Annotated in this window: 9 protein-coding genes; 8 read left to right on the top strand and 1 reads right to left on the bottom strand. The window is 59.5% G+C overall.

All coding sequences use genetic code 11. The features are described from left to right. Positions 1 to 198: 198 nt before the first annotated feature. A complete protein-coding gene (locus tag HJB84_RS21960; RefSeq protein ID WP_221116883.1) occupies positions 199 to 1,278 on the bottom strand; it encodes a Gfo/Idh/MocA family protein in 1,080 nt (359 codons plus the stop codon). Positions 1,279 to 1,624: 346 nt separating this feature from the next. On the opposite strand from HJB84_RS21960, the gene HJB84_RS21955 reads away from it, so the two are divergent. The 8 genes from HJB84_RS21955 to repB all read left to right on the top strand — a co-directional run bounded on the left by HJB84_RS21955 (position 1,625) and on the right by repB (position 10,575). Then, the gene (locus HJB84_RS21955; protein WP_221116882.1) at positions 1,625 to 2,923 is read left to right on the top strand and encodes an ABC transporter substrate-binding protein; all 1,299 of its coding nucleotides are present in this window, start codon (positions 1,625 to 1,627) and stop codon (positions 2,921 to 2,923) included. An 89-nt stretch (positions 2,924 to 3,012) separates the two neighbouring features. Continuing rightward, a complete protein-coding gene (locus HJB84_RS21950; protein WP_207585136.1) occupies positions 3,013 to 3,942 on the top strand; it encodes a carbohydrate ABC transporter permease in 930 nt (309 codons plus the stop codon). After that, a complete protein-coding gene (locus HJB84_RS21945; protein WP_007635896.1) occupies positions 3,939 to 4,781 on the top strand; it encodes a carbohydrate ABC transporter permease in 843 nt (280 codons plus the stop codon). The genes HJB84_RS21950 and HJB84_RS21945 overlap by 4 nt, the downstream gene beginning before the upstream one ends. Before the next feature lie 40 nt (positions 4,782 to 4,821). Continuing rightward, on the top strand, positions 4,822 to 6,060 hold the full coding sequence (locus HJB84_RS21940) for an ROK family transcriptional regulator (RefSeq protein WP_221116881.1): 1,239 nt from the start codon (positions 4,822 to 4,824) through the stop codon (positions 6,058 to 6,060). A gap of 48 nt (positions 6,061 to 6,108) precedes the next feature. Next, positions 6,109 to 6,963 carry a sugar phosphate isomerase/epimerase gene (locus tag HJB84_RS21935; protein ID WP_221116880.1) on the top strand — a complete coding sequence of 285 codons (855 nt, stop codon included), beginning with the start codon at positions 6,109 to 6,111 and terminating at the stop codon, positions 6,961 to 6,963. 22 nt (positions 6,964 to 6,985) lie between these two features. Beyond that, positions 6,986 to 8,047: an ABC transporter ATP-binding protein gene (locus HJB84_RS21930; protein ID WP_221116879.1), complete on the top strand. Its 1,062-nt coding sequence runs from the start codon at positions 6,986 to 6,988 to the stop codon at positions 8,045 to 8,047. A 272-nt stretch (positions 8,048 to 8,319) separates the two neighbouring features. After that, complete coding sequence (gene repA, locus HJB84_RS21925; RefSeq protein ID WP_221116878.1) at positions 8,320 to 9,528, top strand: plasmid partitioning protein RepA; 1,209 nt, start codon at positions 8,320 to 8,322, stop codon at positions 9,526 to 9,528. Between the two features lie 69 nt (positions 9,529 to 9,597). Beyond that, complete coding sequence (gene repB / locus HJB84_RS21920) at positions 9,598 to 10,575, top strand: plasmid partitioning protein RepB (protein ID WP_221116877.1); 978 nt, start codon at positions 9,598 to 9,600, stop codon at positions 10,573 to 10,575. Positions 10,576 to 10,769 lie beyond the last annotated feature (194 nt).

Here is a 10,769-nt window from a genome sequence, read left to right as displayed (position 1 = left end):
TCGACATACGAAAACAGCGACCCCGTCCGATCATCCCCGCCGCGCATCCAAATTCCCTCGAAATCACTTGCAAGATGGAATCATGTGTCCAGCCCAAAAGCCAGTGGGTTTTTCAGCAGCCTGCTAGAGCATGATGCCGAAAAGTCTGGGCGGTTTTCGGACGACATCATGCTCTAGCTATCTAATGTAGAACAGGAATCAGATTTTAGGCCGACCGGGCCTAAAATCATCCTGTTCTAGCGCTTCGTCGGCATGGCTGAGATCGGATGCCAGCGCCTTGTCGAGGATCTTCTGGATATTGGCGGCGCGGCGGAACGACGGTTCCTGCGTCCTGCCGGCTCGCACGGCCTGGACGAAACGCTGGTAGTTGGTCTCGACAGGATCGAACGGCACGTCGCTCCAGGTCGCAGTATGCACGTCTTCGCCGAGACAGGCGCGCAGCGTCGATTGTCCCGTATCGTAAATCATCTCGATCGAGCCGGTTTCGCCGTAGACCCTGAGGCGCAACTGATCCATCTGGCCGGCTGCCGTGCGTGTGGCCTGAATCGTGCCGATCGCACCATTGGTGAAATCGACATTCATCGTGAAGCTGTCGTTCGCATCGAGATCATATTCGCCGATCTTGTGGCCTGGCGCCTTGTCGAAGGTTTTCAGCCGCGCGAAGACATGGGCGAAGTCGAGCCCCGAACCGTATGAGGCGAAATCGACGATGTGGATGCCGATATCGCCGAGTGCGCCGTTCGATCCATGCTTCTTGCTCAGCCGCCACAGCCATTTGCTTTCGCTCTTCCAGTCGCCCCAGTGTCGACCGACCAGCCAGCTTTGAAGGTGGGAGGCCTCGACATGGCGCACCGCGCCGATTTCGCCGGCGAGCACCATCTGCCGACCTTTCTGCAGCGCCGGCGAGTTGCGATAGGTGAAATTGACCATGCCGACCTTGCCCGATCGCTCGATCGCCTCGGTCATCTCCATCGCCTTGACCGCATCGGTGGCAAGCGGCTTTTCGCAGAAGACGTGTTTTTCGGCGGCGATCGCCTGAAGCGTCGTCGGGTGGTGGATGTTATCAGGCGTGACATTGGCGACCGCATCGAACTCGCCCCAGGCGAGAGCCTCTTCGAGGGAAGTGAATTGATTGGCGATGCCATGTTCGGTGCAAAAGGCAGTAAGCCTTTCCGCAACGACATCGACGCCTCCAACGACGCTGACGCCTTCGATCGCCTTGAATCTCGCGGCGTGCTGGTTGGCCATGCCGCCTGTGCCGAGAATGAGTAACCGCATCTTATCCTCCATGAGTTCGCTTCCGGCTACCGCGCAGCCGGACAAAACCTTTGCCTTGCCATCGCGGCCATCCGCGATCGCCTCGTGCTCTTCTTCAGGAAAATTGCGGATGGATGCGCCACGTGTCCGAAAGGCACGCGCTCCGTCACTTTAATTGGCGCATATCCCTTCCGAAAACCAGCGTGCGCGCTAGCTGCTGTTGAATGTCGCCAGCATTTCGATCCTCCCAAAAGCTCTGGCTTGACATCAAATCAAAGTAACTTAATCTATTTAATGCAGCACGGAAATGAGGAGAGGTCAACTGACCGCCAGGCTGTATTCGTTCCAAATGGGGAGGAGACCCATCATGAAGAGCGCCACCGTCAGCGCATTTGCGCTGAGCACAATGTTATTTTCAGCATCCGTTTCATTTGCCCAGGAACTCGCTACCAAGGACAGGATCGGCTTGGCCGATGCCCCGAAATCCCTCGTCGTCCGTCTGACGAACGACAGTCCGAACAATGCGGATCCGGCGATCGCCGAGGGCTATCAGAAGCTCTTCGTCGATTTCATCAAGAAGCATCCCGACTGGAAACTGCAGATGCAGTTCATGTCGTCGGACATCGGCACCGAACAAGCCAAGATGCTGGAGCAGGCCAAGGCCGGCAATGCGCCCGATTGCGCCGCCGTCGATTCCTTCGTGCTTTCACAGTTCATGGTCAATCACGTGCTTGCGGACTTCACACCCTACTTCTCGAAGGAAGAAGTGGCTGACCTCTTCCCCTTCATCCGCAGCGGCATCACCGACAAAGACCAGACGGTCCGGGCATGGTGGTGGGACACGGACCTTCGGGTGCTCTACCGCAACAAGTCGATCGTCGCGGATGCGCCGCAGACATGGGACGACCTGAAAAAGGCCGCGCTCGCCTCCACCAAGGAAGGCATGGAAGGCGTGCTCTTCAATGGCGGGCGCTGGGAAGGGACGACGTTCGACTGGCTCGCAAATTATTGGGCGCTCGGCGGCAAGCTCGTCGACGACTCCGGCAAGCCGGTCTTCGGCGAAGGCGAGAACAAGGAGAAATTCCTCAAAGCGCTGAATTACTTCAAGGATCTCGTCGATTCCGGCGCAGCGCCCAAGCGCGTCAGCACGATCGCCAATTACGACGACATGAATGCTGCGGCCGCAGCGGCGACGACGGCGCTCTTCATCGGCGGCAACTGGCAATATGCGCAGTTGAAGACGACGCTCGACGCGGACGAATTCAAGAACTGGACCTTCTCGCCAATCCCCGGTCCCAGTGCCGATCAGCGCTCGACCGGCACCGGCGGCTGGACGATCGCCTCCTTCAGCAAGGACAAGGACAAGGTCGAGATGTGCGCCAACCTCGCACGCGAGGTCTATATGGGGCCGGCAAACGCGCTGCAGCAGCAGCTGCCGACCCGCAAATCGCTCTTCGACAAATATGAGGTGTTCTCCACGGAGGCCAACAAGACCTTCGCCGCGGCTCTGGTCGACGGCCAGGCACGCCCCGGTGTGCCGATCTATCCGGAGATCTCCAACCAGATCCAGATCATGATGGGCGACGTGCTCTCCGGGACCAAAAAGCCGGAGGACGCTTTGAATGCCGCCTTCAACGCGGCAATGGAGGCTTACAAGCGCCTGTAACCCCGCGCCAAGCAATCTTAACGCTTCAGACAGCGGCGACGCCTGCCCTTCAGGCGTCGCCGACTTTGCCAAACCCGGACAGAGAGCTAATGAGCCCCATTGCCATCGAGGCTGACAGCCCGCCTCAAAGCAGAACGTTCATGCGCCGTTTCGCCGGCGCGCCCTTGCCCTGGATCATGCCCGTGATCATCGTCATCGGCATTTTCTATCTTTATCCGGTCATCGACGTTTTCAGGCTGTCATTTACCAATGCGACGCTGATCGGCGACAATCAGCAATATACGCTGGGCTCGATCACCAATGCCTTGAGTTCGCCGCAGCTGCCCGACATTTTATGGGCGACGCTGATTTTCGTCGGCGGCAGCGTTATCGGCCAGCAAATTCTGGGCATTGCCGTTGCCGTCGTGGTTATCCGCGGCGAAAAACGCGGCCTGTTCGGCACCACGATCCTGAGAACGACGGCGCTGATCGCCTGGGTCGTCCCCGGCATTGCCGGCGGCATCATCTGGCAGATGCTGTTTTCCGAAGCGCCTTACGGCGCATTGAACAGCATTTTGCGGCTGATGCACATGCCTGTTGTCGCCTGGCTTTCCGATCCCGCAATCGCCCCATGGTCGACGCTGATCTCCAACATATGGCGCGGCACGGCCTTTTCGATGGTCGTCATGTATGCGGCGCTGAAGGCGATCGATCCCTCGCTCTACGAAGCCGCCGAGGTCGATGGCGCAACCGCATCGCAGCAGTTCTTCTTCATTACCCTGCCGCAGCTGCGCGCGGCGATCCTCGTCAATATGATCCTCATCACGATTCAGACGGTGAATACTTTCGATGCGATCATCACGCTGACCGGCGGTGGTCCGGGGCGCGCGACCGAGGTCATCTCGCTCTACGTTTTCAATATCGTCTTTAGAAACTACGATCTATCAGGCGGCAGCGTGCTCTCCGTGCTCATGCTGATCATCAGCCTCGGGCTTGCTTTCGTCTATGCGTCATTCCTACCGAAGGAGGAAGAGCAATGAGCGGACGGACCGGAACGCGGCTCGGCGATGCCTTCAGCTATCTCTTCATGCTGGTGATGTTCATCTTCTTCGCCGGCCCCCTCACCTATCTCCTGTCGATGGCGATGCGTGACAAGCGCGAGATCTATCGCGGCGCGGCGCGCTATATTCCCCAGAATCCCACCATCGACAATTTCATCACCGTTCTGAACAACAGCTATTTCCCGGTCTATCTCTGGAACGGTCTCAAGCTTGCGGCCTTGAGCGGCTTCGGCGTGCTGATCGTAGCACTGCCCGCGGCTTACGCCTTTTCCCGCTTTCAATTCCGCGGCAAGGGCCTGTCGATGATGGGTCTGCTGCTTTTCCAGATGATTTCGCCGCTTGTCATCATGGTGCCGCTCTACCGCTACATGAACCGCCTCGGAATGCTGGACACCCATTTTGCCGTCGTCATGGTCTATATCGCCCTCGGCGTTCCGCTGGCGACCTGGCTTTTAAAGAGCACCGTGGACGGCATTCCGCGCAGCCTCGACGAGGCCGCCATGATCGATGGCTGCAACAGGTTTTCGGTGTTCTGGCGTATTGTTCTGCCCTTGTCGGCGCCGGGCATCGCCTCGGTCTTCATCATCACGGTGATTGCCGGCTGGTCGCAATTCCTGGTGCCTTTCCTGCTACTCACCAAAAATGACCTGATGCCGATCGGCGTCGGAATCTTTAACTTCCGCGGCATGCAGACCGACTCGTCCATCCAGCTTCTCGCCGCCGCCTGCCTGATCTCGGTCGTTCCGGCGATCGTGGCCTTCCTGTCGCTCCAGAGGCTGATCCTCGGCGCAATGACCAGCGGCGCGGTGAAGGGATGAGGGACGGTCAATCTCCATGCGTGAGGAAGGATACGACCCCATGAACCAAACGCTCGGCGCCAGGCTTTCCCCGGATTTGACCGGCGCCAATGTCGAAGATGCAGGCGAGCACAACAGGGCCGTCGTCCTGCGCTGCATCCATCGCCAGGCACCGATTTCACGCGCCGAAATCGCTCGGCAGACGGGTTTTACCAAACCGGCAATCGCCCGCATCGTCGATCGTTTGCTGGATGAGGGCCTGATCATGGAAGCCCGTCGGCGGCATGGGCTGAGAGGGCAGCCGGCGATTGAACTGGAGATCAATCCGGACGCCTGTTTTGCGATCGGCATCAATATCGATCGCGATCATCTGACAGTCCTGGCCGTCGATGCCGTCGGCAATGTCCGTGCCCGCGTGCATCATGAAAAGCGCTTCATCCTGCCGGTAGAATTCCTGCAGCTGACATCAGATGCGATTTCGCATTTCCAGCGCAGCCGGCTGATCGACGACGCGCGCCTGGCCGGCATCGGTCTGGCGATGCCGGATTGGCTTGGGGAGATTTCGCTGCTCGGTAAGCCCAAGGCCTATCAGGAATGGACGGCATTCGATGTGCGCGCGGCACTGGAAAACCTGACACAGCATCCTGTCTTCATCGAAAATGAAGCCAATGCCGCAGCCCTTGCCGAGCTCGATTATGGACTGGGGGCCGAAAGCAGCAGCTTCTTCTACATCGCCATCAATGCCTGCCCCGGCGGAGGTCTCGTGCTTGACGGCAACGGTCATCGCGGCGCCATGGGCCTCAGCGGCGAGATTGGCTGGCTTCCAATTGCCGACGGCAGAGACGAAAAGAGCCAAAAGGTCCAGCTTCTCGGCGAGATATTTTCGCTGTTTTCCCTTTACGATTTTCTTGCGCGGCACGCCGTCGAGGTGAGTGTTCCGCACGACCTCCTGAGCCTGGATGCGCATGGCAGGCGCCTGGTTTCGCAGTGGCTGAAGGAAATGAGCGCGCACCTGGCCGTCGCCGTCAAGCATATCGGCATGATCGTCGATCCCGACGCCGTCCTCGTCGGCGGCAGACTGCCGATCCGCATCGTCGACGAGTTGCTGCGTTATGTGCACGAGCATCTCGACCCCGAGGATACCAACCTGCCCTCGCTTCATCGCGCCTCGCTCGGCGAGGATGCCTCGGCGATGGGGGCGGCGGCCATGCCGATGGCGGCAGCACTGATGCTCGCATCGGCCGACGCGGCTCAACGCACCCGGTCGCCGCTCAAAAACATGGATCGCCTGAACAGCTGAAAACGGCCGGCACGGCCCCAGGCATTTGGTGAAGATGGGAGGATTTTGGTGAAGATCGGCTTTTACACCTCGACATTCAATGATCGCCCACTGGAGGAAGTGGTGGATTTCGCCGCATTGGCGGGGTTCGATGCCATCGAAATCGATGTCGGCGGCCATATCAAAACGCCCGACCGGGTTGAGGCCGCCGTCGCCCTCGCCCGCAGCCGCGGCCTCTTCGTCTCCTCGATCACCTATTTCGGCAATCAGCTCGACGCCGACCGCGACAAGCGCCGGGAGCTTCGGGCGAAAACCGCCGATTTTGCCAAGGCAATCGGTGAGGCCGGCGTCCCGATCTTCGTGATTTTTCCCGGCCGCGACGACAGCGCCAGCGAAGACGCCAATTATGACGACTTCGCCGAATTCGCAATCAGGCTGATCGGAGAGACGCAATCCGCCGGCCTGACCTTCGCGATCGAAAACTGGCCGGGTCCGAAGGACAATTTCATCGGCACGACGCCGAGAGGATGGCAGGAGCTTTTTCGGCGAATCTCGGATCCTCGCTTCGGCTTGGAATTCGACCCGTCGCATCTCATCCGCATCGGCGTCGATCCTTATCAGGCGATGGAAGCAGTGAAGGATCGCATCGCCATCCTGCACGCCAAGGATACGGCGATCGATAAAGATGTGCTGGAGGCTGTGGGGTATCACGGCAAGGGCTGGTGGCAATACAAGCTGCCCGGTCTCGGCCTCATCGACTGGCCGCGCTTTCTGCGCCAGGCGCGTGGGGCCGGCTTCGACGGCACGCTGTCGATCGAGCACGAGGACGCCGCCTATGGCTGGCCCGGCAAGGATTTGTCGGCGCGTAAGGAGGGCGAGCGTCTCGGCCTCGATTATCTCAGAAATGTCTTGAGCAGGCTTTGATAGCGATTTCAGGAGGACTGCAATGGCCCATGTTTCGGTCAACAATGCACGCAAGGATTACGGCGCTTTCAAAGCCATTAAAGGCGTATCGGTCGACATCGGCGACGGCGAGTTCGTCGTTCTGGTCGGCCCCTCGGGCTGCGGAAAATCCACGTTGCTCAGGATGATCGCCGGCCTGGAAGGCATCACCTCAGGGCAGATCCAGATCGGCAGGCATATCGTCAACGAGCTTGCGCCCAAGGATCGGGACATCGCCATGGTGTTTCAGAATTACGCGCTCTATCCGCACATGACCGTTGCAAAGAATATGGGTTTTTCGCTGCGGCTGAAACGAATGCCGAAGACGGAGATCGATCAGCGGGTCGGCAATGCCGCCAAGATCCTCGGCCTGGAAAGTCTGCTGGAGAGATATCCGAAACAGCTGTCGGGCGGCCAGAGGCAGCGTGTCGCCATGGGCCGGGCGATCGTGCGCGACCCGGCCGTCTTCCTCTTCGACGAGCCGTTGTCGAACCTCGACGCCAAGCTCAGAGTACAGATGCGCTCAGAGATCAAGGAACTGCATCAACGGCTGCAGACGACCACCATCTACGTCACCCACGACCAGATCGAAGCCATGACCATGGCCGACAAGATCGTCGTGATGAAGGACGGAGTGATCGAACAGTCAGGCTCGCCGCTGGAATTGTACGACCGCCCCAACAACCTTTTCGTTGCTGGCTTTATCGGCTCACCCGCGATGAATTTCATCAGCGGCAACATGACGCAAGACGGGTTCCGAACCGCCGACGGGCTGCTGCTGCCGAGCGAGCGCCGCCCGGATGATGCCGTGACTTATGGCATCCGTCCCGAGCATATTTTGCTGGATTCCAACGGCATCGAAGTGACGACCGTCGTCGTGGAGCCTACGGGTTCGGAAACGCTGGTTATCGTCCGGTTAGGAACGCAGACGCTCACCTGCGTCTTCCGGGAGCGGATCAGGGCGGCTCCCGGCGAGGTGCTGAGGGTTGCTCCGGTCCCTGATGCCGTTCACCTGTTTGCCGCCGGCGAGCAACGCATCACATCAGGCGAAACCCCGGTGAATTAAGCCGGCCGATTGCCCCTCCCCTTCGGCCGGGTGTCGGCCGGGGGCGCGTTTTCCGCGCCCCCGGCCGCGAAAACTCTTAAGTCTTCAGGCACTACAGCGCAAAGGACGCTGTAACTTGGAATTGCTGCAGCACCGGCCAAGTGCTTGAACCAACGCCGAAAAGGTTAATATGCGTTAACCTTAAAATTCTTGGCTGGCATCGGAGAATCGCGGATAATAACGGTTAGAAGGGCTTTTGGTCCCGAAAATCGTTATCCGAGAGATTGCTGCCAATGAACGCTAGTTTGATGCCTTTGAACAAGGCGCCGTTGCAATTCGAGGATCAGATCCTCGAACATGGCGACGTGATTTCAAAGAAGCTGCATCTGCTCAGCGTGCAGCGCTTTCCGCCCAATGCGAAGAAAACGCTGCGCAACTTCTCCCTGGCGGAGGTCGCGAATTTCGTCGGTGCCTCGCAAAGCACGCTGAAGAAACTCCATCTCGAAGGCAAAGGCCCCTGCCCGCAGACGTCGCCCTCCGGACGCCGCTCCTACACCGCCGAGCAGATGCTGGAACTGAGACGATATCTCGATGTCCACGGCCGCTCCGAAAGCCGCATGTATGTTCCCCATCGCCGCGGCAATGAGAAGCTGCAGGTGCTGGCCGTCGTCAATTTCAAAGGCGGCTCCGGCAAGACGACGACGGCCGCCCATCTTGCCCAGCATCTTGCGCTGACCGGCCACCGCGTGCTTGCCGTCGATCTCGATCCGCAGGCATCGCTCTCGTCCCTGCATGGGTTCCAGCCGGAGTTCGACCAGGCCGCATCCATCTACGAAGCGATCCGCTACGACGGCGAGAAGAAGTCGCTCGCCGACATCATCCACAGGACGAATTTTCCCGGCCTCGATATCGTGCCGGCCAATCTCGATCTGCAGGAATACGAATACGACACGCCGCTCGCCATGGCCGACAAATCGACCAATGAGGGCAAGACGTTTTTCACCCGCATCTCGCGCGCCCTTGCCGAAGTCGACGATCGCTACGATGTCGTCGTCATCGATTGCCCCCCACAGCTCGGTTACCTCACCTTGACGGCGCTGACGGCGGCAACAAGCGTGCTGATCACCATCCATCCGCAGATGCTCGACGTCATGTCGATGGGCCAGTTCCTGCTGATGCTCGGCGGCATCCTGAAGCCGATCCGCGCGGCCGGCGCCGAAGTGAACCTCTCCTGGTACCGCTATCTGATCACCCGCTACGAGCCGACCGACGTGCCGCAGGCGCAAATGGTCGGCTTCATGTCGACGATGTTCCACGAGTTCATGCTCCGGAACCAGATGGTCAAATCGACGGCGATCTCGGATGCCGGGATCACCAAGCAGACGCTCTACGAGGTCGAGCGTTCGTCGATGAACCGGGGAACCTACGATCGGGCGCTGGAGGCGATGGGCTCGGTCAACGCAGAGATTGCCGATCTCATTCACCAGGCATGGGGGCGATGAACTTGTCGGCTGACAAATTCATCGTTTCCTTAAACCGAATCAATTGATTGACCGCAATCGGGGGACGTGATGGCACGAAAGAATCTTCTGGAAGGGCTGGGCGACATGCCTGACGAGGGCGCAGGCGCGCCGAACTATCCGATGCGCGGGGCAGGCCGGTCGCTTGTCCGCTCGCTGGATGAACTGGCCAAACAGGCGGAGAAGTTCCTGGAGGGCGAGGCGGTCGTCGATCTCGACCCGGATGTCGTCGATGTCTCCTTCGTCAAGGACCGCCTGTCCGAGGACGACGAGGAATTCCGCGCGCTGGTCGAAGCGATCCGCGCCCGCGGGCAGGATACGCCGATCCTGGTGCGTCCCCATGGCAAGATCGACGGACGCTATCAGGTTGTCTTCGGCCATCGGCGCCTGCGCGCGGCCCGCCAACTCGGCCGCAATGTCAGGGCCGTCGTCAAGGCGATCGACGATCGGACCCATGTCATCGCCCAAGGGCAGGAGAATTCGGCCCGGGCCAACCTTACCTTCATCGAGCGCGCCCTCTTTGCCAGCCGGCTGGAGGAGCGTGGCTACGACAGGGAGGTCATCTCGACCGCACTCGCCGCCAATGCGGCGTCGATTTCGAAGATGATAACGGTAATGGATCGCATCTCGCCGGAGGTCGTCCAGGCGATCGGCGCGGCGCCCGGCATCGGCCGTGAACGCTGGGTGGAGCTTTCGCTGCTCGCCGGCAAGTCGGCCAATGCGGCCGATATCGCCAAGATCCTGGAAGACGACGATTTTCTTGGATCGCCCTCCGACAAACGTTTCGAAGCGCTCTACACGGCGCTGAACAAAAGCGCCCGGCCGGTGAAGAAAACCCAAGCCGCGGCAGGCAAGGTCAAATGGCAGCCGCGGGACAAGGCAGTTCAGGCAGAAATGAAGAATGACGGCAAGGCATTTTCGCTTTCGATGAAAGCCAGGAATGCCGGCCGCTTCGGAAAATTTCTCTCCAGCAGGCTGGATGTGCTCTATGAGCAATTCCTCGCCGAGGAGAGCAATCAAGGAGACTGAAACCGCAAAAGAAAAAGGCCCCCAAACGACCAGGTCGTGGAAGCCCTTCTCCTATCCTTAAGCAAGACAGAGAATCGCATTTTCACGAATCCCAGTCAAGAGTCCTGCAGCGCCGCCCGTGTCTTTTTCAGACACGCAAGGAACGCTGTAGCGCTTTGAAGCTACGCGCCGTTTGGTGAGCGGATTTCTTTTGC

Origin of the sequence: Rhizobium sp. NZLR1b (genome assembly GCF_019685155.1) — a bacterium.
Lineage (GTDB): Bacteria > Pseudomonadota > Alphaproteobacteria > Rhizobiales > Rhizobiaceae > Rhizobium.
Note: the sequence above shows the minus strand (reverse complement) of the source record. Positions and strands in the feature narration are given on the sequence as shown.